Raw genomic sequence first — 26,277 nt, 5'->3', positions numbered from 1 at the left:
ACCAAAATACTGAATTAAGCAGTTTGCAGCCATTGGATGATTTGTTCACAACTTAATGCAACTAATAATCCAATACCTACATTTTTCATTCCATCTTGTGCTTCCTCTACTTTTCTAGTATTTTTAGTCATATATGCAATTCCATATACACCTAACTTAAATGCAGCGAATCCGCCACTAAGCAATTGGACTCCTCTGACACCAAACTTTAGAATTCCTAAAATTTTATCCATTTTTTCTCCTTCTTTCTTTACATAATATTTTAATGCGTTTGCGTTCCATTTAAATTTGAATTAGGTGTTGGCTTATTTCCATTTTTTTTATGGTTAATAAATAAATTAAGAGCTTCACTTAACGTATCTGGATTGTCATCTACAACCTCTTGATACTTATCAGCTAACCAATCATCTATATCAATATCTTTCGTTTGCAAAAACAACTGCGCTACAGCCTTTTTCTTACTTAATTCTGCTTTTGTAATCTTTGCCATTTGATACCCAACTTTCTAAAAATAATACTGAATAATTTGCTTTTTTTCTGGTTTTTTAGCTTTTTTTTTAGGAGTGGGTTTAGTTAAGTTTGGAGTCATTTTTTTAAACTCGATTCCAGCAAATTGAGTTAATTTATGAGTTTCTTCATAAAAAGCTGTTGCATCAACCTTTTTAACCCATACGTCCCTAAGTCCATACCCTTCCCAGACATAACCTAATTCTTTCAACCCATACCGATATTCGTATCCATTTAATACGCCAATATAGTAGTAAATTAGAAAATTAACCTGGTTTACATATTGAATGTAGATATCTTCTACTTTTCCAACCTTTAATAATTCATTTTTCTCAGCCTCAGCTGTTTCTAAATCAGGAAATTCTTTTTGCCATGTTTGGCTCATTGTAAAAAATTTGAAGTTACGTTTTTTTAATATCCCTCTGATTTCGTAGCTGTTCTTCACAACCACCATTCTTTTTTCTAAGTGCGGAAATACTGGTATTTCCCATGTTTCAACCTCACCATAATACGCTACTAATTGGCCGTAATCTCCTGAATCATGTTCTTCTTTGATATCGGAACGTTCTAAATACCCTAATCCAATAGCAACGATTAAAAGAGCAAAATACCGCTCATAAAACGAACTAGTGTGTTCACTCTCCCCTAAATCTTCATACTCAATATGATGGGCCAATTCATGTAAGCACGTCAGCATTGTAAATCGTGGTTCCCTGGAAAGATTAAATACTTCAATCAACCTTTCTCGTCGCTTATAATGGCCATGTTTGGAAACTAACTCTTTAGGTCTTATCCTAATGAAATAGCTTTGATAATCACGATAATTTTCAAAACTATGCGCCAGAACATAGTCTAAAGCTCCTTTAATAATTGCTTCATCTTGACTCAATTTTCCATTAACCTCCTACCTCAATTCTTCCTATTATCTACCTTAATACTTTTCACCACCTCCCTTAGTGCATAAGTAGTACTGTTTATTTAATTGGTAACTACCCATTGTATTCTTTTTGTATTTGTAGTAAATTCTCTATCAATTCAGCAAATTTCAATACTAACTCGAATTCATTTTTGTCACTTCTTTCCCCTGGTTCGTTCACAGCAACAACATAATCTTTCATTTTTGATGGATCAGATACTACAACTTCATAATGGGTAGTAGTGATTAAAACTTTTTCACCTACAATCCTCGACAGACCTTTGTACAAAGTCAAAGGTGTATCCATTAAAAGTTCATCAACTTCCATGTTATACAAGTCTTTATAGAGTTTTCGTTCATCAGGATCAGTTATCATTATTAAAGGATTAAAACTTTTAGCCGGTTGGGTTAGGTCTATTGACTGATAATGTTTCTCCATGTCTTCTCTTGTTTGAATAGAAGCACCTAAAATAATCGACCTACTTCTAGCTATCCCCATTGATTTGTAATGTTTCGCTGTATCCCAAAAGTCAGGCTCATTTGTATCATTTGAACTTATATTTACATTTGTCTTTCTTGACGATTTACTTTGTGCCTTCAGTATCCCTTCTACCAAATTTAGATAAGAAATCTCATATATTCCAACGGTTGAAACAAATTCTTCTTCATTATTTTTGTTTAAATCCTCATTATGGAAATCAATTAACATTGCTTGTTCAGGACTGTCTGCTTCAACTATTGATTCCGACCTGCATCCATCCGCCTTCTCATTTACAATAAGATATTTTTTCATTAGTCCATTTCCCTTCAACATATTTAATATAAAATCGCCCAATTAAAAAGACACCATCATCTTTTCATTTAATTGTTCCTCGAGTATTTTATGAACCAGTTCAACAATGATAGGATCTCCCTGATGGTAAAGTTTATGAACTACTTTTGAAACTGTAATTAAGTTCGTTTCTTAGTGTTACCTCATTAAAAAAATATTTAGTAATGATTGTAAAATGGTACATATTGACATACCCATACCAATTCCTCGTAGGAAAGAACTCTTAGCTTTACAACTTATTAAAACTAGTGCTAAACCCACAATTGCAAGGATTAAATTTAATGTCATTGCCAAATTAACACCTCCTAATTCATCATTTTATCAGGCTTATTTTTACTAAATTTATACTTATATTTTGCACTTACTACACTATCCAAACTAGTAATTATTTCAGTAACGTAGTTTTAAATTTAAATATTTAAAAATCTACAACCATTTTTTCATTCCACTGCTCCTCAAGTAATTTGTGAACCATTTCAACGATAATTGGATCTCCCTGGTGATATAGCTTATGAACTTCTTTAGATACTGTAATTAAGTTCGTTTCATGGTCGGTACCACCTTTTGAAACAAAAACTAAATGATGAATTGCTAAATTTCCATTTGAACAGGGAAGTCGTAACCCAAATTTATTTGTTTGGGGTACATGGAACATAGAAACGAAATAGTGCGGTAGCACAAAAGTAAAAACACAAGAAACGTTGATTTAACGCTGTTCTCGTGTTTTTCTCTTTTTCTATTCGAAGTGATTCGCTGGAACAGTCATACGAAATAGTGCGGTAGCATGCAAAACCCGAACATTGCTAGAATTCTTCTACATTCAATGGACGTAACTTACCGTTGGATAATTCAGCTTCGTATCTAAACGTATACTTACCAACAAAATTGATGTGATCACTAATTAGTGGAGATTGCCTGCGTATCATTTCTTCGGAACAGTCGAATCCTTCAGCTTTCATTTGTTCAAATACTTTTTCTAAATACAGTGAGTTCCAATATATGATGGCATTAGTAACTAATCCTAATGCATTGAGCTGCTCTTCCATCCCATCATAATAAGTCTGGTAGAGTTTTCCTTTTCGTCCATAAAAAATATTACGGCATAAGGCATGCCGAGCTTCCCCCTTATTCAATTGTTCTAAAATTTGCCGTGCATATATTTCGTCAGAAATATAACGAAGCTGATGTTTCGTCTTATAAACTTTTCCATACTCAGTTATTGCTTTTCCTAAAGGCGTGGGTTGCCCATTCCGTTGAAGAGATTTCGTTAATTCTGTTGCATTCACTTTTCCAGATTTCAACGAACCTGCAACCCTAAGAATGTCCTCCCAATGGGTATAAATCAGTTCCATATTAATTGAATTTTGAGACAACGTATCAAGTTCCCCGTAGTGAGCGTTAGCGTCGATTCGCCAAAGTTTGGTTCCTTTATCATTGGCAATTCTTGGACTAAATTGAAACCCTAATAAGCCAAAGAGACCAAAAATCATATCGCTATAACCAGCTGTATCAGTCATGATCTGATTAGGAGTTAATTCGCTGGGTTGATTGAGGAATCCTTCTAGAAGGTAAAGCGAATCTCGCAGTGTCCCTGAAACGACCATTCCGTGGAACCCTATATATTGATCAGAGACAAAATTGTAGAATGTGATCCCACGACCACGGCCAAAATATTTTGGATTACTTCTAGAATATAGGGAACGTTGTGGTGTGATATAACGAATACCGTCAGCTGAAGCCATATGCCCATCACCCCATATCTTAGAGGTGGCAAGTTTCCTGTGTGCATGTATTATTTTTTGATTAGCTCCTGAAAGTGTATCCACTCGAATATAATGATGATTGACATAGACAAGACGATCATACTTTAAAGAATCAAATCCTTCTTTTGAAACCGGGGAAAAACCAATATTGCAGGACTCTGATAAAAGAACTGCTAATAAACTAATATCCAAGTCTTTCATTTTGGTGTCCTTGTCACTTAAGTGGTTAAATGATTGAGTAAGATTTAACTGTTGGTTTACTTCCAATAACAAATCTGACAAATCAATTTTAGGAAGTAACTGCTGAATGCGACGTCTAAAAGACTTATCTTCCTTTTTTTCATATGTCTTTTTAAGTCTAGAGACAACCAGGCGATCTGCATTTTCTATTCTGGCCATTTTAGAAGTAGGCCAACGATTTAGCGCTTCTTTATAAGACAGTTCCAAATCGTTCTTTAACCATAAAGACATTTCATTTGCTGAAGAAGGAAGATCTAGTTGTTCTAATAAAACGTATTTTTGTTGAACCCAAGCTTTCTCATCAATCAAGCAATCCATAGGATTGTTATATAAGACACTCTGAGGAATATAAATATCATGGCGTTTTAAAGATTGAATTAACAATTCGACAGCTGCAATCAATACACATTTATTAGTTTGTTCAGGGTATTCATGAATGTAATAAATCCATTTCTTTGGAAGAGTATGTTTAATAGCTCCAAACATTTTGTAAGTAATCGGCTTAGGAAATCTATTATTAATGAAGGTCCAGAGTTCCTTACAGTTGTTACCGTAGTCATTGCTGTCAAATGTTAGTGTAGTTAAAATATCCGGAATAAATTTTCTGAACTTTCGATAAGTGTTCAGAAGTTCAGAAATGGCTATTGGTTCACGATCATTTTTAACCAATAGCCGAACTTGCGATACAGCTTCGGTAACATTTTCCTCAGAATATTTTTCTAAGATACGATCGCGAAGGGATAGTTCATTAGTATCAGAATGACTGGACATTACTAAATCTACAATATCTGAAAGTGTCGATGCGGCTCGATCTAGATCTTTTATGGTACGAAGACGTTCTTTAGATTCCTTATTTTTGGCGCGTCTAAAAACAGTTTCAAAAAAATTAGATAGTGCTAAAATTTGTTCATCCATAGCCTTACGTTTGTATATGAAAATAAATGCCACTAACAACGCCAGTTTTTTCTGTTCACTCATTCGTTGAATTAATTGAGCTTTAGCTTTAAATGCATAATTTGCAAGAACTTTTATTTTCCCTTCAGGAATAGATTCCATCTTCCATTTTTCAGTAGAGAAAGCTTGAAATTGCTTTAGTCGGTCAAAACCTCTGGCTATTTCTTTATGACTATCGTCAGCTAACGGGGTTCTCAAAATGTCCATTTTGATTATTGCCCCATAAACTGGAGTTCCAATTAATTCTAAAAGATTGAGAAGCCGCTTTCTCTCATCTTCAGTTGGAACCAAAGACAATTGTCGGTATAAATGCTCTTCAGCTTTTTCAATTGCACTAGCAACAAAACGAGAAAAAGTAGTAATTCCAGGTAAAACAATCTTTTCATCCAGACATTTTTTTAGAAGCATATCAAACAACATATCTGAAGATTCTGTTGTATACAGCGCTCTATTTAAAAGCCAGTTAGCTAGGTATGTTTCTATTTCCGGTTGGTTGAAATCTTGATATCCATAATGTGATTTTATCAATTTTGTGTGCTGATACCTGGTCTGTCTCCTGCTATAGTAGATAATTTCTCCAGGATCAATATTTAGTTGAGTTGCTACATAACTCAATACATTTTGGGGAATATTGGTAAGATCTAATATAAAAGTTCCTAAAAAACGTAGTGAGACTAACTGTAGTGCAAAACCTAATCTAGTAGCTGGTCGTCGTATAGTCTCCATCAATTCTAAATCTTTTTCATGCAAATAAAAAAATTGGTTTAATTGTTCTGTACTAGGTTCTCCTAAATAAATGCCAAATGCTTTTTTGTTACTTTTGATTTCATCCATTTAAACCCTCCATGAAGTAAATTTTAAGTCTACTTAAAATTTATTTTTAAAAATGCTATGATAGCAGTAAAACTACAAGTAAATTTTACATGTAAATTATATCACTTTTAAAAAGGAGTTTTTTATGGGAAAAATTGGCTATATTCGAGTATCTTCACAAGATCAAAATTTGGATCGACAATTGGCAATGATGGAAGGACTTAACATTGATAAATTATTCCAAGAAAAAGCCAGTGGTAAAGATACTGAGCGTCCTGAGTTTCAAAAATTACTAAATTATATCCGTGAAGGTGATTGCGTCATCGTTACATCACTAGATCGTTTAGGAAGAGATTATGAAGATATAAAAAATACAGTTGCTTTTATGAAACAGAAAAAAGTAGCGTTAAAAATATTAGATGCACAGTTTTTAGATTTTAATACTGGAAATGAACTCCTGGATACCGCTATGTTCGATATGTTTTTATCACTGCTAAGTTATATTGCACAAAACGAGCGTGAGAAAATTCGTGAACGTCAGCGGCAAGGAGTATTATTGGCTCAAAAAGCCGGCCGATATAAGGGACGACCAATCGAGTATTCTATTAACTCAACAGATCCGCAAAAACGCTTAGTTTTTAAAACCGTGGTGGACATGTTAAAGCAAGGCATTCCAGTTGCAGAGATTGCAAAAGAAAACGGGATCTCTCGACCAACTATTTATAAAATAAAGAAAGCGAATGATTTGTAGAAATATACTACATTCATTCGCTTTTCTACCGCACTATTTCGTTTCTATGTTCCATGTACCCCTATTACTACTTAGATTTTTTAACCTACGAAAAAGCTTTTAATTTAATGAAGTTAGGCAAAAAAGAGGAATCAATAAGATTTTATTTACATGCGTTGGCATTTGCAGATTTCAATGATAATCAAGTTATTGTAGATATAATCAGAAAAGATGTAAAAGATTTTGGTATTGAAGTTTATTTCGGAGGTTTGATAAATGACTTATAATTTTAGGAATGATAAAAGAACAGAAACAGACTACGGTATATTATTTTCAGTAATGGAACGGATGTATGGTAACGGAGAAAAACTATTTACTGATGAAAAAGCATATAATAAATATGCAAATCAGTGGAAAACAAAATTAGAGTCTTTAGATACTAACTTTATTTTTGAAGAAGTAAAAAATGAAAGAGAAATATTTTTGAAAGACAATGGATATGAAGCTGAACTATATTACTGTGAACTTTATTTTGACAAATTTTATTTTTCAGTAAATATGGATGTTGAAAAAATCTTGATGGATTTAAAAAATACAAAATTCTTAACTGGTAAACTAAATTTAAATACTTTGGCAAATTATGGAATATTAAATGTACCAGCGGAATTTAATATTCCTACAGTAATGATAAAAGATACGCCAATAATTATAACCGAATTTATCAGTGGAGATTATTTATATTTAATTATAGATGGAAATCATAGAATTAAGTATTGGAAGAAAAATAACATTGAAGAAGTCGAATATCTCTTTTTGAAACAAGAGGACATGGTTAGAAATAATTATTTTGTCAGTGAGTTGGATAAATATTTATATCTACTAAATAATGAGTTACTAAACTTAATGGAATTAAGAATGCGTGGGTTCAGTGAAATAAGGTTACTCAATAATTCATTTATTAGAACAGATCAAATATTAAAAATAGAAAATTTTTATGATAAAGTCACTGGTGAGCCTATTAAAGAAAAAAAGTCTTTTCTTAAAGCAATTGCTAATTCGATAGCTAACAGATAAAAATGATAAAGTGATCTTTTAGTACTTTTTAATAAAGTGTTGAAAAGTTCACTTTTTGTTATTTTTTATTCTCTTCAGGAAGATCCAAAATACCTGGAGTCGACGTGCAGCAATTGTTAATAAAAGCTGTTAAATCAACGATTAAAATTGAGTTGACGTTACAAAGAGGTAAAAGTCTATTATAAGTGAAACTTAAACAATGTAAAAAAATGTTATTTAATAGAAGGGAACAGATTGCCTATCCTTGCTAACCTTTATTAAAGGTGGTATTATTATCACTATAGTGATAATAATCTTACATCAAAGGAGGTCTACAAGGAAATGAGAGACCGTTACACTCCTGGCGAACCGCCAATAAAAATAATGATTAAACGTAACCTAGCAATGACGATAAGTGACTTTTCAATAAAAACAGGCATAGGACAGTCTACAATCTCAATGTGGATTAAGCGAGAGGTTCAAGTACAGAACTTGCCTATGTATTTTATTTCTAGCATATCAGACGTCAGTAACAAAACTTCAGACCAGGTTTATCATGAATTACTTAGACTTCAGGCTGAATATGAAATCAGCAAATCAGCACACAATAAATTTAATGAACCTGACAGCATAGACTTATATAAAAATGCGTCTATTGAAGCTGAAACAATTGTAAATGACGCTAAAGGCAATAAAAATGCGTCACAGCTTATCCTACCAGCGTCACGTAAAATAGCTTCAGCTTACGATAAAAAACGATCTGATAGATTTATGGAGACACTAATTCCAATATATGCTGAATTAAAGCGCCCTATGCCTGCGTGGATTACTTCTATTTATAAAGAAGATGAACAATTCAACGAAATCGCACAAGGCTTCATTCAATGCTTATCCCAATTAAAGTAAAATATTAAAAAAATTGACAAGGACACTCACCAAAGTTGTACTTTTCAATAGCAAAAAGTACTAAAACATGTTACAATGTACTAGAAGAGAGATAATTCATATAATGCCAAATACCAACAACGGGGCTGTTGTTGGTATTTTTTTACGTTCAATTAAGATTAACGAGCAGGCTTACTGTCATTCATTATCGTTGCGATCAAGCCATTTGCAGATGTAATGGGCTGTTACTTCTGCCAGAATCGCAATGCAAAACTCTAAGAGATAAAACATATAATGCCCCCTTTCTTACTGATGATTTCAGCTTAAAAAAGTGACAGCTCCTTATTATACCAAAAAACAAACCTAAATAGCAGACCTTAAAGAAAAAAGAAGTCGGCAGAAAGTGGCTCCCTTCGCTACCCTCACTCGCTGGCAAGTGCAAAATATTTCATGATAATATAGCTATATGATGATTTATATATATGATAGTTTTAAATAGGTTAATAAAAGGACCACAAGATAAATTTATCTTGTGGTCCTTTTTAAACTTAATCATTCCTAATTGAATTTTATGGTTTTTTAAATAGCTATATCATCATATATCTATTTATGATGATTATCATATAGAAGAAAGTGTTTTAAAAGCTCTCTTTTTATCATTATCTAAAGCATTCTCTACATAATAGTCTATTAAAGTTTCTACCATTTCATACCCAAATTTATGGTCCGTAAGTTTTATTAATAGATCAAGTTCATTTTTTGTATCTTGTGATAGCTTTAAATTTGCGTTTTGATTTTTTACTGTTGCTTTCTTATCAGCTCTAACAAATTTTTCAACCTGTTCAGTTTTAATAACAGATTGTACTTTTGGTTCAATCTGATTATTTTTAATTAATGATGATGGTCTTTTCTTTTTATTTAATTCATTAGTATTAGTCATTTATTTTTAGACTCCTTCAAAAAAGTTTATTCGTTCTATTAATTCGTCAGAAACCAAATTGTATAATTCCATAACCTTTAAATCATGTCTATCAAATTCAGTGATTCCTGTATTATCAAATCTTTTTAGTCTTGCCATATTTGGTATTTTATTGTTAAATATATTTTCTTCACCAAAAGCTTCACCAGCATTCTCTAATACAAACTGATCTAAAGAAGCATTGTTATCCATTAATACTGGTAATACACCACAAATCTCAAAATTTCCATTATGAATATTAGAGAGTTTTTGCAAATCTCCTAAATATTGTATTGCTCCGTCTAATGAAAGTTCTTGTGTTTGTAAAACTATTAACACATAATTGGAAGCCATAACCGCACTATCAGTAATGTAACTTTTAGTAGGCGGTACATCAATGAAAATATAATCATAATTTTCCTTTAATGGATTTAGTAAATTGTCAAAGTGTGTAATTTTTTGTTGAGTGATTTCAAAATAATTTTCGTCACCCTCTTCAACCACACCATACAGTTTATCAAGAAAAGTAGTATAGTTTGCAAAATCAATATAAGAAGGTAATAAATAAAGATTTTCAATAATTTCTGTTTCTATATTAGTAATATCATTTTCTCTTACTGCTGTCATTAAAGTTTTATCAAAACTAAAAATTTCTTCTGAATGAAGTTTTTTTGTTCGTAACAAGACTGTTGTTGCATTGCCTTGTGGGTCTAAATCAACGACTAAAGTTTTATACCCTTTTTTTGCTAACTGGTAAGCATTTAATATATTATTTTTTGTCTTGCCTACTCCACCTTTATAGTTCCCAACACAAATTGTTATAGCCATTATGTTCCTCCTTAAATATTTCTATATAGCTATATTATCATATTATCATATTTGAGTAAAGCTAAATATGATAATATAGCTATTTGATAATATGATGGATTTAACCAAAGATAACTTCAAACGTCCATTTAAAAACATTTCTATCTTATCAGCTATCTTCTAGACAAACATTATCATATAGAGAAATTTACCTTTATATCTATCATCATATATAGAAATATAGCTATATGATGATATGATAACATAGAAAAATGATTGTTTACAAAAAAATATTTGTAGGTTATTCTATCATGGAGAGATTCTCTATCGAAAAAATGGAATTAAAATTATAAAGCTAAAAGGAGAACAAAAATGACATTTAAATATATAACTACAAAAGAAACAAAAGGGGCGATAGTATGACTGATAACAGATTACCTACAGAAAACCTTCCTGATATTCTTGAAATCGAAGGGGTCAACGCTAAAGGATATGGAATTATGCCTAAACTTGTAATGCAAGATTCCAGATTAACAATCGAAGCTAAAGCAATTTATGCATATATTGTAAGTTTTGCTGGTGCAGGTTCTAGCGCTTTTCCAAGCTTAAAAAAAATACTTTCAGAACTAAATATCAGTGAAAATAGATTTTACAAGCACAGAAAACTATTAATCAATCACAACTTTTTAACTGTAAAACAAGTAAAAAACGCTAAAGGTATGATTATTAAAAATGTGTACACTCTTGTTTCAAATCCTCAACAATCAAAAGAAATTGACCAAGTCAATTCTCTTAGTGAACAACAGCATGGGGGTACCCTTCAAAACGAAGGAGGGGGTATCCCACAAAATGAAGGAGGGGGTACCCTTCAAAATGAAGGACATATAATTAACAATACTAAAATTAACAGTTTAAAATTAACAAATACAAACATAGATACAAAAACCGATACGGAAAAGCAGAAAAAACAACAACTTGAATTGTTGACACAATTTGCAAAAACTCAAAGAGACCAACTATTTTTGTCTGAAGACATTTTGGAATTAATTGGATTGTTCAGTGCTACGACTAAAGAAGCTGAAAATACAATTGGACTTATACTACGAGCTAAGAAGAAAGCTCAAAATGATTACAATACAATATTGCTAGTAGATTCAAGTGATGCCTGGCAAGAAGACATTGAACAGACTTTAAGGCGCTTATATCATAAAATCAAAACAGATGACAAAATAAAACAAATTGAAAGTTATATGTTCAAAGCTTTGTATACAACATTTGAAAATATGGTTCTTGAAAAAAACGCACTAAATACTAGTGTAAATTCTGATAATCTAAAAGTTCCAATACACAATTATCTACAAAATGAATAGGTTTTTAATAGCAAAAAAAGACAATACTAAGAATGTATTGTCTTAAGAACTAGTCAGACGACGGATTTATCAATCTGTTTTTAATCATTGGCATTTTGATCTCTGGTAAAAGAGTAATGGTTTTATTACTAAATTTTTCTAATTCAGCAACTAATGATTCATAGTGTAAATTATCACCTAAATCTTTAGCTATGTTAGCGTAATAAAAGGCTTTTGAATTATATATGGGATTTCCAGTTTCTGAAAAGAGACTAAGTTGTTCTAAATAAAATATTTGTAATTTACACAAATAATCGGAATTAGCTAGCGGTTCTTTTCTAACTTCGTTTAAATAATATTTAGTTTTGATATGCCAGTCATATTTTATTGTTTGAGTTAAAATATTGTTATAAGCCTGAATAACCACTTGATTAAATTCATCATTCCTAATTTCAGGTAACTTAACAGGGAATAAATGAGAATAAAGCATTTCAATTATTTCAAATGGAATCAGTGTTGTTAAGTTACCTAGAATTTTATAGTCTGTAAGTGAATGAATTGACTTTGAAAGCAATTGATCCTGAATGTCACTTATTTCTAAATCGGTAAGAGGTGCAATGAAATCCGAATCTTCAAACCTGCTTTTAAATACCAAATATAAATTTAATACCCATTGATTTGATTTTTTTTCATTTGATAATTTTTTTTCAAAATTAATCCACTCATTTTTACAGACAGTTTCACTAGTCTGTAACAGTCTAATAAACTCATTTTTTAAATTATGATAAGTATGTTCAAAATTGTTTTTCAGCATATGATTAAGTTCAGATAGTTCAAAACCTAATCTATTAAAAAGTTGAGTTAATATTTCTAACGTTGGTGATATTTGATTATTTTCAATCTTTGCAAGTGTTTTTCTAGTGACGATGTTATCAGCAAGGTCATCTTGCGTCATATTATTACTTATGCGAACTTCTTTAATAAATAGTCCAATATCTATAATAGTTCCCCCTTTTTTGAAATCCCTACTACAATTATACTATATTGTCAATGCAATGGGTACATGTTACCCATGAAAATGCGATTTTATTATAAAAAAGGTGTTTTTTATCGAAATATGAGAAAATATTAGGAAATTGTGGGTAAGAAGTACCCATTGCCTTTTAAAATATCTGTATTTATATTATTATAAAGTAGAATAATAAATATGTAAGAAGTAAATAAAATATGGAGGTGAAAAATATGGAGAGATTTATTAGTGCGTTTGCACATGTTAATATTTGGACAGTTGTTTTACCGTGGTTATAAATCAATTAATTAGTTGACCGATTTAAATACTAATGGTATGCTTTGTACAACGAGTTTAAACAAACAAAAAAAAAGAAGAGCCTAGCTACTTTTCCGAACTGCTCCTCCAGGGCTACCAACCCTAGGATCAGCACAGTACGAAATTTAACTAGTTTTTCTAAACAGACGACGTTTAGAATGGCTCTCCTATTGTGACTATTGTTCATAGCCACGAATATTAGTATAACAAATTTAGTCAGTTTTTCCTATTGAATTGTTGCAATTCCTCATAAAAGTGTTTATTTGATTTTATGATTACTGCAAAAAATTCAGAAAAATTCTAAATTTTTACTCACTATTTGTGCTGTGTATATTAGTTTTAAGAGGGGACTATCACTAACAATTCTGTTGTTGTGATAGTCCCCTCTTTTTGTTTGTTTGCTCGTTACTAATTTAAACTAAGAAAGGAGGCTTTAAAATGACGCTGATTAATTATAATACTAAAACACACCGAGAAGTATTTGGAAAGCAGTTAACAGTTGAGGATATTTCAAAAATTGGTTGCACATACTATTTATTTGATAAAACCGAATATGTGTATGTTGGTAGGGGGTTTGCTTATAATCCTGAAGCAGGTGAAAAGTCAGTTGCTTTAATCTATGAGAACTTTAAAAACGTACGAAAAAATAACGAAATCATAGCAAAGAGAAAAGAAAAAGGTCGAAAGTTAGTTGCTGTAAGATTTGTGAGAAAGAAAAAGCGTAAGACTGTTAAAGCATAATAGATATAAAACTGATTTTGTGATTTGCGGTTGAACTCGCAAAAATGCCCTTTGACAATTACATAAAGCAAATTTCCTACTGCATTTCAATAACTGTTTAGAAATGTTACTACTGAACGCTGGTAGGGTAGAAGGCGACTAGTTCGCAAGTCAACAGAGGTCTATAAAATTTAATGCAGGTTGCCAGGAAGAAGCCACAAACTGGATTTAATACGTTGAACCAATTGAGTAGGAGTTACACAAAACACTATTCAAACTGTTGGTGCATAAAGGTTCGTAGTATTGCCACAAACTACGAAATAGACCAAAAAAAAATTAATAAATAATACTAGAGTTCAATGTAAATCACAGAATCAGTTAAAAAATAAAAGGTTAATGGAGGGAGCAATTACAAATGAGGGTAGAGGATCATTGGGAAGATAAAACAACATTTTTTGTTTCATTTTTAACAACTGATAAAAAAATAATTAACAAATCAATTGTTTTGGATTTTGGAACAAGTGAAGAAAAAGCTAAGCAAATTGTACTATCAGCATTCAATAGAGTGCAAAAGGTTTTATCTTGTGAAGAAGTTGAAGATTTATTGTCTTATAAAAATAATTGTCAAATGGTATAATAGTTTTGACAAACTATTTTTTCTTGAATTAAATACATTATACAAGGAGCGTTTGTTATGGGCGTAGCAATAGTGGATAAAAATTTTATTTTAAAGTTTGTTGATGGAAATGGAAAAATAATTGAATATTTAGATAAAGATGTTTCTTATCAAGTGACTTTTAAAGAAGCCTATTATCTAGCTTTGAAACCTGGGGAATACGAGAATAGTATTCCTGATTTTATCAAATTTAAAAACTAAAGGAGAATGAAAAATGAAAAAGAAAAAATTAATTATGTTGGTTAGCGCAGGTGTTTTAGCAATTGGAATTGTTGGTGGCGGTGTTTATGTTGCACAAGCAAACAGCGCAGTTAAAACTGAAGAGAAGAAAAATGAAGCAGATAAGGAACTTGAAAAAAGTGTTGATGGCTATTTAGCTACTATATACACTGATAAGACGTACACAGACGTTAAAGACAATGTCGAACAAAAGACTATTGATGACGCAAAACGCTTTACAGCTAATAAGTTAGGTCGTGAAATGAATAAAGCAACGAGGAAAAAGCTTTATGAATTAGTAACAGCACCTCAAATGGTTTACGTCAAGAATACTATTGCTGGCATGTATGAGAGTGAAGGCGTAGCAAAATCAACACTAAATGAAAAAGATTTTGATAAATTAAATGATCTAATTAAACAATTGCAAGATAAAAAGGAAGTCTTTGCAAAAAAAGAGACTGAAAAGTTGAATGTTGCTAAAGCAAGTTTTAAACAAGCTAAAGATGTTGAGAACCAAGTTAACAGCTTTTTCGATAAAGAGACTGTTAAAGATGATGTGACGAGAGAAGCGTATCAAACGGCTTTAGATAATGTTACCGCACTTAAACAAGTAACATTAAAAGAATCACTAACCGCAAAACTAGTTCTTGTCGATACAAAATTATCTGAAAAAGAGCAAGCGGTAGTTGCTGAAGAACAAGCAGTGCAGGCACAACAAGAAGTTCAAGCTAAAGCGGAACAAGAAAAAGCTAGCGCAGCAACTAATAATTCAAATGTACAAAATGGTGACAACTCTTCAAATGCAGGCTATACGGACAATAGTTCTAGTAATAGCACGCCACCAACTGGCGGTTCTCAAGGGAATAACAGCAACAGTGGAGCTACACAACAACCATCAGCACCAGCGCCTGTCCAACCGTCAAATCCCTCACCTGGTACTACATGGAATGGAACACCTAATGGTGAAGGCGGAGTCATCAATGGTCAAAATAATGATAATGGTACAGGAACCCATAACGAATGGGAAGGTGGAGATTGGGATTACAATTAAAAATTTAAATAAAAAAGACGACATCAAAAATTGATGTCGTCTTTTTTTATTGCCTAGAAAGTGAGGATTAATATGCAAATACGAGCACCAACAATTAAATAAATGTAAAAACAGAAACAGTGAAGACTAAAAAATAAAAACATGGGGTGTACTAATGAAAAAATCAAAAACAATCCAAAATTTATGGGTTAAATTAACAGTAGTATTTATGTTAGCGAATGTATTTATACCAAGTATGACGGTACTTGCAGACCAAGCAAGCTCTAATTCAAATCAAGCTACTACTGAACAAGTAGAAGGAAGAAACGTCGATTCTTCAGTAGTTGAAACTGAAAAAAATAATGATACACAAATTTCTAGTGAAATAGAAGATCCAATCGATCAAAATAAAATAAATGAAACTACCATTGGGGAAAGCCAAAATTCTAATGATAGTCCAACTTTACCAGTTGAAGTACCAGTTTTTGAAACAATTGAACCAAGTGCAAAAATGATTACTTTTAATGAAAATGGAACACCATTACTAGATGGAGAAGCATTTTATAAAACAGAAGAACAAATTACAAATGAAGATTTGCAAGAATTAATGATTCAAGGAAATGCTAATGGCGGATATGCTCGCATGATGAGAGCAGGCGTAACAATTGAATATTTAGGTCAAGTAATCTATGGATATAATATTGTAGGACACTTTAAAGTGAATGGCGAAGACGCTTTTTGTATTGAACACGCAAAACCAACTCCACCATCGGGCACTCCTGCCGAGGAAGCACCATATGACGATGCAAATATTGCTAAAACACTTTATTATGGTTGGAATGGTGCTGAAAATATTTTTACAGATTTTGCACAAGGATATACAGCTACTAGTTTAGTTTTAAGCTACTTTTACACTGGTGTAGCTTCAGGAATCAATACACCAGAAGCAGAAGCACTTTTAAATAAAGTAGCAACAAATAGCTTACCTGACCCCTCTGCTAGTTTTTCAACAGTTAACCCTGTTGTTTCAGTAGTAAATGGTGAACAAAGAACCGAAAATATTAAATTAAATGGTGATTCAAGAAACATTTTCAAATTAAATATACCAGCAGGAATGACTTTTCATTTAGTTGGTGGTGGGACATTAACGAATGGAACAGTTGATATTAAAGGCGGAGATACTTTCTACCTAACAGCCGACATGAAATACACAAATAACTTTGCTTCAGGAGCTATGCAAGGTTCAATGAGAAAATGGCAACCGATTTTAACAAAACCTTCAGATGGAAATTTGCAAACATTAGGACGTGGCAAATGGTATATTGATCCACAAAATACATTAAGTTTTTCTGCTAAATTTTTTGCACGTACTGGTAATGCAGAGTTCTTAAAAGTATCAGAAGAAACAAATTTACCAATTGCAGGTGTTAAATATGCAGTTACTATCAACGGTGAAGTAACAGAAGCAACAACAGATTCAAACGGACAATTTAGTTTTAAAGATATTTTACATGATACTGTAATCAAGGTGAAAGAAACATCAAACCCACCAGGTTATGTTTTAGATACTAAAGAGTACACTCTTACAATTGTCGCAGGAGAAACACAAAAATTAACTCTTTCAAATACGATTCAAAAAGGAAAAGTTAAAGGATTAAAACAAATTGAAGTTTTCAATCCCGAAGAAACAGAAGCACAAAACAAACCAGTTCATGATACACACCCAGGAGCAAATATTATCTTTGATATTGTAGCCTTAACAGATATTACACTACCTGATTTATCAACTGTAGCAGAAACTAAAGGAACAATTGTAGATACAGTTACAACAAATGCTAAAGGTGAATTTAGCTCTAATGTTGAACTTTATATTGGCGCACAAAATAAATATCAATTAGTAGAACGCAACGTACCAGCTAATTATCGCCAACCAAGTGACGTTCAAACAACGTTTGCAATTCCTTACGGAGGAAACACAGAAAAACTAATTACTTTTGATCTAGGAACAATTGATAACCTATTAAAAACAGGTGAGTGGGACTTTAATAAATTAAACGAAATTACTCAAACTGGCTTAGAAGGAGCGGTTTTCTTAGTTGAAGGAATTTCAACTCATAACAAAGATGTGAGCTATGTATTTACTTCTTCTGAATTAGGAAATGTGTTTAAATTACCAGCAGGTAATTATAAAGTAACAGAAATTAAATTCCCTGATGGATTCGGACAAAGTAATGGTGAAAGTGAAGTTAAAATTATTACCATTAAAGATGGAGAAACAACAACAACCGATTGGAACAACGCTCCAATCATAGAGAAAGAAAAAACTCCAAAAATGGGTACACAAGCCTATGCTGAAAATGGCGGAAAAGATTTTGATCCTGATGTCGACAATAAATTATACGACAAAATCAGCAATGAAGACTATGATAATGATACAAAATTCTTTGTCACTAAAGTAATTGGTGAAAAAACTGGAACCATTTACTATGAAGCCAAAGGTGAAAAAACACTTGATGAAAATGGAATCGTTGTGATTGAAACATTTATTCCAGCTGGCACAATTAAAAAAGAAAATGTTTACTTCTATGAAGAAGCATATGACAGTGAAGAATCTTTTGAAAAAGGGGAAAAACCTTACACTGAACATGATGGTAAAAATGATTACGGACAAACTTTATTTTATAAAGAAAAACCAGTGGTACCAACTATCCCTGAAACACCAGTAGTACCATCAATTCCAGCACCAACTCCAACACCAGTACCAACAAAAGTAGTTAAAACAGTGGCACCAAGACAAATTGTTAAAGCTGTATTGCCACAAACAGGCGAAGAAGTAAGTAGCTTTGCACTTATTGGCTTATTAATTATTGGTTTAGTTGCTGTTGGATTCGCAGTTAGAAATAATCGTATGAAAAAAGAAAAAAATAAATTGATGGAAAAAGTTGCACTTTATGGGTTTGGCGGAGAACAAAGTATTTTCTCTGAAACTGAAGATCAAGTGGAATGTGAAGTTGCTACTTTACTCGTTGAGGGAATTATTGAGACTGGTAGTAAAATAGGTTTAGAAAATGAAAAAGCTATACGGTTGCTAGAAAAAGTAGAATTAGCTTATTTAACTAATACAGCTGAAAATAGTGGCTTACAGCCAGTTGAACAGCTTTAATTGAATAGAAAATAACGGATAAAGCGTATATATTTTATACGCTTTTTTCTTTTTAGAAACGAGGGGGATAGTATGACCGAACTTTATTTAAATGCCAGAGACGTAAAACTTGAATTTAGAAGTAATACTTTAAGAAAAATTCATTTAAAAACAAACAAGGTAATTGAAATGATTGGCAATAATCTATTAACTGAAGAAAACACAAAAAATATTACAACTATTTGTTTAGTAAAGGGCAAAGAAACAGTAAAAATTGATATACAGTCTATACGATTAGATTTTCGACTGAAAGCGAATGACGGAAAGCTTGCAAAATTCGTCGTTACGTCAACATGGACAAGGCTTGATATTCAACAAGGCTTACAGAATAAAAAATAAAAATCAGGAAAGAGTGTGAAAAAATGATAGTAAATGTTATCAGTTCATTGTTACTTTTTTGTGTTGGGATTGGCGCTGGTTATCAAGTAGCAAATTTGGGAACAATCCAATCAATGAGAGAAAGAAAAGCGATAAAAAATTTTTTTAATTGTGCGTCAAATGATTTTACTTATTTTTATGAAGATGTTGACGACTTTTATATCGTCTCATTAAAAAGCGAAGAGTATCGAGTGAAATTTTCTTTAAGCAGACCGACTCAAATTGTTTATTCTGTAAAACTAGAATCAAATTAGAACAAATAATTATAAAAATTACAAATAGAGAAAGAAGGTGGAAAAATGACCGTCTTTTTTATTTTTGATCAGATTGAAAATATGGAAGTACCAACAGGAAAACCAATTCAAATTGAAAAGGCGTTACAAATTCTAAATCGGCAAAATGACCGCTGTTTAAATGAAGAGTGGAAAGCGTCATGTGCTTACTCTATCCAGCTTAATGACGGAGTTATATATTCATCTAGCTTAAAGTTTCCTTATGAAAGCTTTTCTCTTTACACAATTATTGAATCTGAAATGAAAGAAAGTTCAGACATTGGAGAAAATGAAGAACAGTTTTTAAATTGGCTTCAGGGAGTAACAGGCGAGCCTATCAAGGCGAAAAAAGAAAAAATAGTGAAAGAAAAAAAGCTGAAGGAGCCTAAAGGCCCGAAAGAAAAAAAGCAAAAAATACAAAAAGAACCAAGAGAGCCAAGACATATAAAGTTGAATCCTAAACTAATAATTGGCGGTGTTGGTCTAGTTTTAATCGTTACAATTGCAATCGCAGCTACTCTATTTTTTAACCAAAAACCAACGTATTCAGATTTGATGAAAAAACAGGATTATTTAACAGCAGGTAAACTTTATCCTGAAAAGGTCGAGGAAATAGAAAATGAAATTTTTAACAGTGTTTCTGCAAATGGAAGTGAAGCGATACAAGACTTAAAGGACTTTAACAAGGTGTATAAGTCAATTCTAGGAACGTTTGATTTAGCAGTTATAGAACACGATTTTACCAGGGCAATTGAAATCTTTGAAAAAGATAAAAAAGCCTTCAGTAACTTAAAAAACCGATTAATCTTAGTAGGCTATTCTTATTTGAAACAAGGCGACCTAAAAAAAGCTGAAGAGATAAACCAGGAAATTAATAGCACTGAATTAGAGCAATATATCTACAAATTTAATCAATTAACCCTCTTTATAAAGGAAAAAGAAAAAGACATTGAACAAATGCAAAAAGACCCTATAAAGAACCAACAAGCTATTGAAAAGGCGATTGATAGCCTTTTTGAAGCTAAAGACAATTTAGAGAATTTGTAATTGATAAAAAATTAATCTCTATCGAGGAGGAAAAAAAGTGAAGAATAAAAAAATTAAATTAGCAGTTATAACATTAGTATCATCATGTGTATTAGGGGGTGCTGTATTTGCGACCTACAGCCTTTTAGATAATGAAACGGTAAATACTAAGCAGGCAGTTAAAGAGTCCACAAAGGACGATAAAACACCGAAAAAAATTGTTGACGCTTTTGTACCGAATGATAAAAACGAATCCGTAATTACAAAATCAACAGCTGGTGGAGATAAAGAAAAATCAAACCTAATTAGCAGTATTATGCCACCTAAAGAGCTGACTAGCTCAAACCAAAACGAAAAAGAGTCGGCATTGTTGGCTTTAAAAAATAGTGTTGATGAAGAACAAAACAAATTACTAGCATTACAAAATGAAAAAAATAACAATTTGATACAGCTGGATAATAAAACACCTGAAAAACTAAGTGTTCCGAAAAATCCTGATGAAAACGAAAAACCAACAAATCCTGATAAACCTGTTTTACCTATAGAACCAATTGATCCAATTGAGCCGACCGACCCTGTAGACCCAACCGAACCAACAGACCCTGAAGAAATTCCAACTGACTACACTGTTTTATCTAGTCTTTATGAAGAGTCAAAATCAATTCAATTAAATTTATATTTATCTATTAGTATCGGACATTTCAGTAATGAAATGTTGGTATCTTCTCGTATCTTATCTGATTCGAACGCAAGCCAGGAGCAAGTCGATGTTCAAGTACAAAGACTCCAAAACTCGATTTATGAGCTTGTTTTAAAAGGGGACAAAACACAGTTAGTAAGAACAATTTCTTATTACAATTCACTTGATAAAGAAATCTATACACCACAATCATTAGCAATTGCTGACGTAGCGCACAGTAAAACAGTAGCAATCAGAAATAATCCTGAAGTAAGCCAGGTACAAGTTGATGAAGCAGTGCAGGCATTACAAAGCGCAATTGACCAATTAACTAAGCATGACGAGCCACTTTTAAGTTTAGTATTCCTGAATCGGGTTATTGCACAAGCTGAAGCTTTAACAGAAACCGACTACACACCTGATAGTTATGCTGTATTAGCTTCTGAATTGCAGTTAGCCAAAGAATTGGTTACTAGAGAGGATTTAACAAAGGCTGAAGTCGAAGCGCAACAAAGCTCACTAGAGCAGGCAATAAGCCAGCTGGTGAAAAAAGCAGATAAAACAGCGTTGCTATCAGCTTTAGAACGTGCAAATAGCATTGATAGAAACCTTTATACGGTTGAATCGCTTACTATATTAGACCAGGTAATTAATAGCCTGCAGGGGATTACTTCAGATGATAATGCAACACAAGAGGACGTAAACAATTCAGTTGCGTTAATTGAAGAAGCTTTAAACCAGCTAGAGTTGGAAGAAATTGAACAGCCTGTTCAAGAAGAAAGTTTAGAAGAATAACTATTATAGAGGTGGTATGACTTATGGATATTGAGTTGAAATGGGAGAAATATAAAAACGAAAAAATGCAAAATGACACTATTAAGAAATTAAACTATATTCTACCTTCATTAGTGGTTATATTTTTCATTTTCTTTATGATAGCTGTTGAACTTGATAAGTATACAATGGCTGTTAATTCAGCATTTCTTTGTATGTTCAATTTAGTAGCTTTGGTTTTAAGAATAAGTTATTTAGAAAATTCGAATAAAAATAAAAAGGAAACATTCTTTAGGGAAAATAAAGACCAAATCTATAATCTACAAATAGATGAGACTTTAGAATTAACCGATGTTTTACAAGAACATGAAAAGAAAACTTTTCTTATTATTACTAGTGAAATCAGAGGTAGGAGGAAACAAACCTTTCATTTTTCTACCAAATCTAAAAATGGGAATGAGACTAGAGTATACGAAAAAGAAAATGAGAGTGAGTTTTTTTACCGTCAAATTAATAAATTTGAAGATGAGAAACCTAGACTTGAGGTAAAAGCATATAAATTCGCGTCAAAATTATTAGAAAATGAATTTAATACTTTTATTAGCTCTCATTTACGCTATTGCTATCAATACACTTTTTTTGTTCCTGAAGGAAGCGTGAAAAAATTATTTGTATAGTTGAGAGGTGTAATCATTGAAAAAAATGTGGATAGGAATAATAACCTCATTGATTCCTGTTGTATTTATGGGAACCGTTGTACTAGTAATCATTTTTTCAATAGGTGGTCAAAGTAGCGGTTCTACTTCACTAGAAAGCTGTCAAACAGCTGGAAGTGGAGTAACAGACTTGAATTTTAATAAGGAACATTTTATTAAAACCGTTCAAGAAAAAGGGAACGCCTTTAGTGATAAAGCAGATAAAATTATTTCAGAATCTGAAAAAGCTGGTGTCAGCCCGATTTTATTTGTTGCGATTATGGCACATGAGAGTGCATGGGGAACGAGTAGCGCCATAAGAAATAATAATAATCCAAGCGGGCAAATGAGTGCTTCAGGTATTATTTCTTATGCAACCTTAGATGAAGGTATAGAAGCTACTGGTCGAACATTGCATAACCTGGTAATTGAACGTCAGTTAGATACGGTAGAAAAATTAGGGAGCGTATACTGTCCAGTTGGGGCAGATAACGACCCTACAGGCTTAAATAAGAATTGGGTTCCAACTGTAAAAGATATGATGAAAACATTCAGTGGAACTGATGATAACTCTAATTTAGCAACTGGTGGCGGTTGTTCTATAAACGATATTGGTGTAACTGGTGACAAAATGAATTATTTTGATGACATTTTCGAGCTTGCTAAGCTTCAGCTGGGTAAACCATACGTTCTAGGGGCTGATATTAGCTCTATAGACCCCGTTAGTTTTGATTGTGGAGCATTTACATTGTGGTTGTTCCAACAGAAGAAAATCACCGTTAAATTCAATCGTATAGCACAAAATCAATACGATAATACAAGGAGAATTAATGACAATGAAGTAAAAGCTGGGGATCTTATTTTTTTCCATTCAACCTATGATACTGGACGAGGGGAATACATTACCCACGTTGGAATGGTCATTTCTGACACCCAATTTATTCAAGCTGGTGGAGACAGAGTTCAAATTTCAGATATGAACAATGATTACTATAAATCCCATTTTGCTGGCTTTGGGCGTGTTGAATAGCTAAAGAAAGGTGTTAAAACTATGCTAAGTGTAATGATGGAGGTCATTTTTGGGCTTATAGGTACTTTGGGGATTTTCTTTTTATCGATAGGCGTTCCTTATTTATCTGTAAAAAAATATTTTGAGGAAAAAGAATTTTATTTAGATAAAAGCAATAGAAAAATAATTCTAAAAGAATCCGTTCTTAATAAATCATTGCGTAAAAAGCATTTAAAAAAAGTTAAACTACATTTGAAAGATTTATCTAAAGAAAAAAAACGAATGACTTTCATTGGAGACATTTACGAACAGACGGTAATTGGCAAAAATATAGTTTATTTAAAAAAAATGCTATTTGCACTAAATAGAGGTTCTAATGAGGAGGAAATGAGAGGGGGTGAAATTAAAGGAAGAATAATTTATAGAAAGGAGCAATAAATGGAGTTGAACAAAAAGAACGTACTATTGGGTATATTGGCTTTTGTGGTCATTGCGATAATTGGTGTCAGCTTTACTCTTATAACCGGAGAATTGCAGTCCACCATTAAACAGAGTAATTCTACTGAAATAAGCGGAAGTACGCAAGAAAAAAGCAGTGAAAGTGAATCAACCAGTCCAGTTATTAACCCATTAACAGGTAAAAATGAAGAAGAAAAAAACGTTGATTTTACAAATGAAACGGAAGAAAAAGCCAGTATTGTTGATAATGAGCTAGATTATTGGAATAAGACTGAAGCTTTTTTTACAGCACTTTTCACTTACAATCAAACCAGCTTTTTAAGCCGATTTGATGGATTAGAAAAATATGCTACAGCTTCAGTTGTGGAACAAATGAAAGGCACCAATCCTGAAGAACCTAAAGTGACTATTGAAAGTAAAATTTCTGACTACAAATTTTACAGAAACCAACGAGCTGAAGGTATTGAGGGAATCGCTACTATGGAAGTTCGACTAATGTATCAAGGACAAATTCAATTAAGTAAGTTTGTGTACACTGTAAAGTATGATCCAGAAACGAAAAAAATAACTGAAGCAGTACCTTTGCCTTTGGAGCAGTCAGGAAGCTTAGGGTAAAGTAAAAGGCGACTAACGATTAATAAAAGGGACGTGGGAAGATGTACGACAACAACAAGCAGGTAGAAAACACTAAACAAGAACCAAAAAAAATTAAGTACAGCACGCAATGGGAGTATCAAAAGGCAAACCTTCAGGTAGCCTTAATTGTGATGTGGCGCATTCACAATAAAAAATATACAGTGGGGTCAAAAATTTTCTTTGAAGAAATTGAAGAACACATTGAAGGGGTCAAAAATAAAAAAGAGCCCTTCAGAATGGGATTGATGTTTTTAGAAGGTGCTGGAATAGCAGTAGATGGCATTATCGTAACGGATAAAGTTTCACCTAACCTGCTACAAAGGTATGGAATTACCAATGAGTAGTGAAAAACCCTATTTTAATCCCTCTTTAATGTCTAATACGAACGAAATTGAAGAAAAAAAGGCGGAAAAAAAGCCAAAAAAAGAAAAAAAGGTAAAAAAAGAAAAAGAAGTAAATACTAGAAGCATACGCTTCGCACGTAGGACGGTAGGTAATTGGCTATCGTTCTTTTTTTTCACCCTTTTTATTATTCAGTCAGTCGTTTTAATCATGTATTTCAACAGATTAGACATTATAGCAGATGTAGCAAATTCAAAGAAAATAGACCCCACAGAGATCGTAACAGATGTTCAAAAAACAGTTTTACAAGCCGACCAAATTAAATATGAAGGTCAAAATTTCTTAGAAACGCTGATTAATTACTCTGTCGATACAGACAAACAAAAAGAGCGTGAAGAAAAATTAACTAGTTATTTACCAGCTGGAATGCGAGTGAATGAGTTAGGTATACGAGATTCAAAATTTGATCGTGTTCTGAATAACGTTAATTTTGTGAAGCTGAAAGAAGATAAGTCAATTGAGCTGGAAAATGCGTATTTATTGTACTACGACATTTCTTTTACTGAAAATAGTCAGCTTACCAGGGCGCAAGTGATTGTACCAGTTCAATATAAAAATCAAAAGCTAACGGTTCTAAATAAATTGTCATTAACTAATTTAACAGTAGTTGAACATGACGAGCAGGCGTTAATTGATTATAAGCAAGAACGTTTTTTCAGTAAAGGTACAGCTGTAACGACTGAAGAAGAAACAAAGATACAAAATTTCTTAAATCAATTTTTTGAACTATACGTGACAAATGATTCCAAACTAGAGCTTATTTCAAACGTACAGGGATTGTCTGATGGTGAATTGATTGAGGTAACGTTAAAAAATGCAGTAAAAACAAAAAATGATATGTACCTGGTAGAGGGAACGTATTCTTTCAAGTATGGGGAAGGCGCAAGCTTTGACTCATTCTTTTCAATAGAACTTAAACAAAACAAAGACAGTTACTTTGTCACAAAATTTAACGAATAAATGGAG

Annotated in this window: 29 protein-coding genes; 19 read left to right on the top strand and 10 right to left on the bottom strand. The window is 32.3% G+C overall.

Going from position 1 to position 26,277, the window contains the following annotated elements; genetic code table 11:
- Positions 1 to 14: 14 nt before the first annotated feature.
- The 7 genes from MHI00_RS17365 to MHI00_RS17335 form a co-directional block, all read right to left on the bottom strand.
- A complete protein-coding gene (locus MHI00_RS17365) occupies positions 15 to 233 on the bottom strand; it encodes a hypothetical protein (RefSeq protein ID WP_229252467.1) in 219 nt (72 codons plus the stop codon).
- Between the two features lie 29 nt (positions 234 to 262).
- Positions 263 to 490 carry a hypothetical protein gene (locus tag MHI00_RS17360; RefSeq protein ID WP_229252466.1) on the bottom strand — a complete coding sequence of 76 codons (228 nt, stop codon included), beginning with the start codon at positions 488 to 490 and terminating at the stop codon, positions 263 to 265.
- Positions 491 to 505: 15 nt separating this feature from the next.
- On the bottom strand, positions 506 to 1,396 hold the full coding sequence (locus MHI00_RS17355) for a hypothetical protein (RefSeq protein ID WP_229252465.1): 891 nt from the start codon (positions 1,394 to 1,396) through the stop codon (positions 506 to 508).
- 100 nt (positions 1,397 to 1,496) lie between these two features.
- Positions 1,497 to 2,258, bottom strand: a complete 762-nt coding sequence (locus MHI00_RS17350) for a hypothetical protein (RefSeq protein WP_341115543.1) — start codon at positions 2,256 to 2,258, stop codon at positions 1,497 to 1,499.
- 135 nt (positions 2,259 to 2,393) lie between these two features.
- Positions 2,394 to 2,549, bottom strand: a complete 156-nt coding sequence (locus MHI00_RS17345; protein WP_341115541.1) for a hypothetical protein — start codon at positions 2,547 to 2,549, stop codon at positions 2,394 to 2,396.
- A gap of 124 nt (positions 2,550 to 2,673) precedes the next feature.
- Entirely contained in the window at positions 2,674 to 2,910 is a 237-nt protein-coding gene (locus tag MHI00_RS17340; protein ID WP_341115539.1) for a hypothetical protein, read from the bottom strand.
- Positions 2,911 to 3,058: 148 nt separating this feature from the next.
- A complete protein-coding gene (locus MHI00_RS17335; RefSeq protein WP_073340469.1) occupies positions 3,059 to 6,046 on the bottom strand; it encodes a Tn3 family transposase in 2,988 nt (995 codons plus the stop codon).
- Between the two features lie 124 nt (positions 6,047 to 6,170).
- Here MHI00_RS17335 and MHI00_RS17330 point away from each other — a divergent pair, with 124 nt between their 5' ends.
- The 3 genes from MHI00_RS17330 to MHI00_RS17320 all read left to right on the top strand — a co-directional run bounded on the left by MHI00_RS17330 (position 6,171) and on the right by MHI00_RS17320 (position 8,714).
- The gene (locus tag MHI00_RS17330) at positions 6,171 to 6,776 is read left to right on the top strand and encodes a recombinase family protein (protein WP_002321606.1); all 606 of its coding nucleotides are present in this window, start codon (positions 6,171 to 6,173) and stop codon (positions 6,774 to 6,776) included.
- A gap of 255 nt (positions 6,777 to 7,031) precedes the next feature.
- On the top strand, positions 7,032 to 7,829 hold the full coding sequence (locus MHI00_RS17325) for a hypothetical protein (protein ID WP_119907173.1): 798 nt from the start codon (positions 7,032 to 7,034) through the stop codon (positions 7,827 to 7,829).
- A 321-nt stretch (positions 7,830 to 8,150) separates the two neighbouring features.
- Positions 8,151 to 8,714 (top strand): hypothetical protein, encoded by a 564-nt coding sequence (locus MHI00_RS17320; protein ID WP_119907174.1) that lies wholly within the window; start codon positions 8,151 to 8,153, stop codon positions 8,712 to 8,714.
- Between the two features lie 598 nt (positions 8,715 to 9,312).
- Here MHI00_RS17320 and MHI00_RS17315 read toward each other — a convergent pair.
- Together MHI00_RS17315 and MHI00_RS17310 are read right to left on the bottom strand one after the other, a co-directional pair.
- Positions 9,313 to 9,633, bottom strand: a complete 321-nt coding sequence (locus tag MHI00_RS17315) for a hypothetical protein (RefSeq protein WP_119907175.1) — start codon at positions 9,631 to 9,633, stop codon at positions 9,313 to 9,315.
- Between the two features lie 6 nt (positions 9,634 to 9,639).
- Positions 9,640 to 10,479: a ParA family protein gene (locus MHI00_RS17310; RefSeq protein WP_119907176.1), complete on the bottom strand. Its 840-nt coding sequence runs from the start codon at positions 10,477 to 10,479 to the stop codon at positions 9,640 to 9,642.
- 398 nt (positions 10,480 to 10,877) lie between these two features.
- Between MHI00_RS17310 and MHI00_RS17305 the strand changes: the two genes are divergently transcribed.
- Positions 10,878 to 11,828 (top strand): helix-turn-helix domain-containing protein, encoded by a 951-nt coding sequence (locus MHI00_RS17305; RefSeq protein WP_119907177.1) that lies wholly within the window; start codon positions 10,878 to 10,880, stop codon positions 11,826 to 11,828.
- A gap of 49 nt (positions 11,829 to 11,877) precedes the next feature.
- Here the strand turns inward: MHI00_RS17305 and MHI00_RS17300 are convergent, their stop codons facing one another.
- Positions 11,878 to 12,789 (bottom strand): helix-turn-helix domain-containing protein, encoded by a 912-nt coding sequence (locus MHI00_RS17300; protein ID WP_267898262.1) that lies wholly within the window; start codon positions 12,787 to 12,789, stop codon positions 11,878 to 11,880.
- A gap of 783 nt (positions 12,790 to 13,572) precedes the next feature.
- Here MHI00_RS17300 and MHI00_RS17295 point away from each other — a divergent pair.
- From MHI00_RS17295 to MHI00_RS17225, 15 genes are all read left to right on the top strand, one after another.
- A complete protein-coding gene (locus tag MHI00_RS17295; RefSeq protein WP_119907179.1) occupies positions 13,573 to 13,875 on the top strand; it encodes a hypothetical protein in 303 nt (100 codons plus the stop codon).
- A 394-nt stretch (positions 13,876 to 14,269) separates the two neighbouring features.
- Positions 14,270 to 14,491 (top strand): hypothetical protein, encoded by a 222-nt coding sequence (locus MHI00_RS17290; RefSeq protein WP_119907180.1) that lies wholly within the window; start codon positions 14,270 to 14,272, stop codon positions 14,489 to 14,491.
- Between the two features lie 57 nt (positions 14,492 to 14,548).
- A complete protein-coding gene (locus MHI00_RS17285; protein WP_119907181.1) occupies positions 14,549 to 14,731 on the top strand; it encodes a hypothetical protein in 183 nt (60 codons plus the stop codon).
- A gap of 13 nt (positions 14,732 to 14,744) precedes the next feature.
- Positions 14,745 to 15,800: a hypothetical protein gene (locus MHI00_RS17280; RefSeq protein WP_119907182.1), complete on the top strand. Its 1,056-nt coding sequence runs from the start codon at positions 14,745 to 14,747 to the stop codon at positions 15,798 to 15,800.
- A gap of 154 nt (positions 15,801 to 15,954) precedes the next feature.
- Positions 15,955 to 18,942, top strand: coding sequence for a SpaA isopeptide-forming pilin-related protein (locus MHI00_RS17275; RefSeq protein WP_119907183.1), 2,988 nt, complete (start codon positions 15,955 to 15,957; stop codon positions 18,940 to 18,942).
- Between the two features lie 72 nt (positions 18,943 to 19,014).
- The gene (locus tag MHI00_RS17270; RefSeq protein ID WP_035063697.1) at positions 19,015 to 19,320 is read left to right on the top strand and encodes a PrgU family protein; all 306 of its coding nucleotides are present in this window, start codon (positions 19,015 to 19,017) and stop codon (positions 19,318 to 19,320) included.
- A 23-nt stretch (positions 19,321 to 19,343) separates the two neighbouring features.
- Positions 19,344 to 19,613 (top strand): hypothetical protein, encoded by a 270-nt coding sequence (locus tag MHI00_RS17265; RefSeq protein ID WP_035063698.1) that lies wholly within the window; start codon positions 19,344 to 19,346, stop codon positions 19,611 to 19,613.
- A gap of 45 nt (positions 19,614 to 19,658) precedes the next feature.
- Positions 19,659 to 20,678, top strand: a complete 1,020-nt coding sequence (locus MHI00_RS17260; protein WP_162922035.1) for a hypothetical protein — start codon at positions 19,659 to 19,661, stop codon at positions 20,676 to 20,678.
- 37 nt (positions 20,679 to 20,715) lie between these two features.
- Entirely contained in the window at positions 20,716 to 22,131 is a 1,416-nt protein-coding gene (locus MHI00_RS17255) for an FIVAR domain-containing protein (protein ID WP_119907185.1), read from the top strand.
- Between the two features lie 23 nt (positions 22,132 to 22,154).
- Positions 22,155 to 22,787 (top strand): hypothetical protein, encoded by a 633-nt coding sequence (locus MHI00_RS17250; RefSeq protein WP_119907186.1) that lies wholly within the window; start codon positions 22,155 to 22,157, stop codon positions 22,785 to 22,787.
- A 25-nt stretch (positions 22,788 to 22,812) separates the two neighbouring features.
- Positions 22,813 to 23,835, top strand: coding sequence for a C40 family peptidase (locus MHI00_RS17245; protein WP_233463414.1), 1,023 nt, complete (start codon positions 22,813 to 22,815; stop codon positions 23,833 to 23,835).
- Positions 23,836 to 23,856: 21 nt separating this feature from the next.
- Positions 23,857 to 24,252 (top strand): hypothetical protein, encoded by a 396-nt coding sequence (locus MHI00_RS17240; RefSeq protein WP_119907147.1) that lies wholly within the window; start codon positions 23,857 to 23,859, stop codon positions 24,250 to 24,252.
- Positions 24,253 to 24,888 carry a hypothetical protein gene (locus tag MHI00_RS17235; RefSeq protein WP_119907148.1) on the top strand — a complete coding sequence of 212 codons (636 nt, stop codon included), beginning with the start codon at positions 24,253 to 24,255 and terminating at the stop codon, positions 24,886 to 24,888. It begins immediately after the preceding gene.
- A gap of 41 nt (positions 24,889 to 24,929) precedes the next feature.
- Positions 24,930 to 25,253 (top strand): hypothetical protein, encoded by a 324-nt coding sequence (locus MHI00_RS17230; RefSeq protein ID WP_119907149.1) that lies wholly within the window; start codon positions 24,930 to 24,932, stop codon positions 25,251 to 25,253.
- Entirely contained in the window at positions 25,246 to 26,271 is a 1,026-nt protein-coding gene (locus MHI00_RS17225) for a conjugal transfer protein (RefSeq protein WP_119907150.1), read from the top strand. Before MHI00_RS17230 ends, MHI00_RS17225 begins: the two co-directional genes overlap by 8 nt.
- Positions 26,272 to 26,277: the final 6 nt, after the last annotated feature.

Origin of the sequence: Carnobacterium sp. FSL E2-0243 (assembly GCF_038003605.1) — a bacterium.
Classification (GTDB): Bacteria; Bacillota; Bacilli; order Lactobacillales; family Carnobacteriaceae; genus Carnobacterium; species Carnobacterium maltaromaticum.
The sequence above is the reverse complement of the archived record's forward strand: the minus strand, read 5'-3'. Positions and strand labels throughout refer to the sequence as shown.

Excerpts from the sequence above, each read along its gene's own strand:
- MHI00_RS17365 (WP_229252467.1), bottom strand. The coding sequence starts at position 233 with ATGGATAAAATTTTAGGAATTCTAAAGTTTGGTGTCAGAGGAGTCCAA.
- MHI00_RS17360 (WP_229252466.1), bottom strand. The coding sequence starts at position 490 with ATGGCAAAGATTACAAAAGCAGAATTAAGTAAGAAAAAGGCTGTAGCG.
- MHI00_RS17340 (WP_341115539.1), bottom strand. The coding sequence starts at position 2,910 with ATGTTCCATGTACCCCAAACAAATAAATTTGGGTTACGACTTCCCTGT.
- MHI00_RS17335 (WP_073340469.1), bottom strand. The coding sequence starts at position 6,046 with ATGGATGAAATCAAAAGTAACAAAAAAGCATTTGGCATTTATTTAGGA.
- MHI00_RS17330 (WP_002321606.1), top strand. The coding sequence starts at position 6,171 with ATGGGAAAAATTGGCTATATTCGAGTATCTTCACAAGATCAAAATTTG.
- MHI00_RS17325 (WP_119907173.1), top strand. The coding sequence starts at position 7,032 with ATGACTTATAATTTTAGGAATGATAAAAGAACAGAAACAGACTACGGT.
- MHI00_RS17320 (WP_119907174.1), top strand. The coding sequence starts at position 8,151 with ATGAGAGACCGTTACACTCCTGGCGAACCGCCAATAAAAATAATGATT.
- MHI00_RS17315 (WP_119907175.1), bottom strand. The coding sequence starts at position 9,633 with ATGACTAATACTAATGAATTAAATAAAAAGAAAAGACCATCATCATTA.
- MHI00_RS17310 (WP_119907176.1), bottom strand. The coding sequence starts at position 10,479 with ATGGCTATAACAATTTGTGTTGGGAACTATAAAGGTGGAGTAGGCAAG.
- MHI00_RS17305 (WP_119907177.1), top strand. The coding sequence starts at position 10,878 with ATGACTGATAACAGATTACCTACAGAAAACCTTCCTGATATTCTTGAA.
- MHI00_RS17295 (WP_119907179.1), top strand. The coding sequence starts at position 13,573 with ATGACGCTGATTAATTATAATACTAAAACACACCGAGAAGTATTTGGA.
- MHI00_RS17290 (WP_119907180.1), top strand. The coding sequence starts at position 14,270 with ATGAGGGTAGAGGATCATTGGGAAGATAAAACAACATTTTTTGTTTCA.
- MHI00_RS17285 (WP_119907181.1), top strand. The coding sequence starts at position 14,549 with ATGGGCGTAGCAATAGTGGATAAAAATTTTATTTTAAAGTTTGTTGAT.
- MHI00_RS17280 (WP_119907182.1), top strand. The coding sequence starts at position 14,745 with ATGAAAAAGAAAAAATTAATTATGTTGGTTAGCGCAGGTGTTTTAGCA.
- MHI00_RS17275 (WP_119907183.1), top strand. The coding sequence starts at position 15,955 with ATGAAAAAATCAAAAACAATCCAAAATTTATGGGTTAAATTAACAGTA.
- MHI00_RS17270 (WP_035063697.1), top strand. The coding sequence starts at position 19,015 with ATGACCGAACTTTATTTAAATGCCAGAGACGTAAAACTTGAATTTAGA.
- MHI00_RS17265 (WP_035063698.1), top strand. The coding sequence starts at position 19,344 with ATGATAGTAAATGTTATCAGTTCATTGTTACTTTTTTGTGTTGGGATT.
- MHI00_RS17260 (WP_162922035.1), top strand. The coding sequence starts at position 19,659 with ATGACCGTCTTTTTTATTTTTGATCAGATTGAAAATATGGAAGTACCA.
- MHI00_RS17250 (WP_119907186.1), top strand. The coding sequence starts at position 22,155 with ATGGATATTGAGTTGAAATGGGAGAAATATAAAAACGAAAAAATGCAA.
- MHI00_RS17245 (WP_233463414.1), top strand. The coding sequence starts at position 22,813 with ATGTGGATAGGAATAATAACCTCATTGATTCCTGTTGTATTTATGGGA.
- MHI00_RS17240 (WP_119907147.1), top strand. The coding sequence starts at position 23,857 with ATGCTAAGTGTAATGATGGAGGTCATTTTTGGGCTTATAGGTACTTTG.
- MHI00_RS17235 (WP_119907148.1), top strand. The coding sequence starts at position 24,253 with ATGGAGTTGAACAAAAAGAACGTACTATTGGGTATATTGGCTTTTGTG.
- MHI00_RS17230 (WP_119907149.1), top strand. The coding sequence starts at position 24,930 with ATGTACGACAACAACAAGCAGGTAGAAAACACTAAACAAGAACCAAAA.
- MHI00_RS17225 (WP_119907150.1), top strand. The coding sequence starts at position 25,246 with ATGAGTAGTGAAAAACCCTATTTTAATCCCTCTTTAATGTCTAATACG.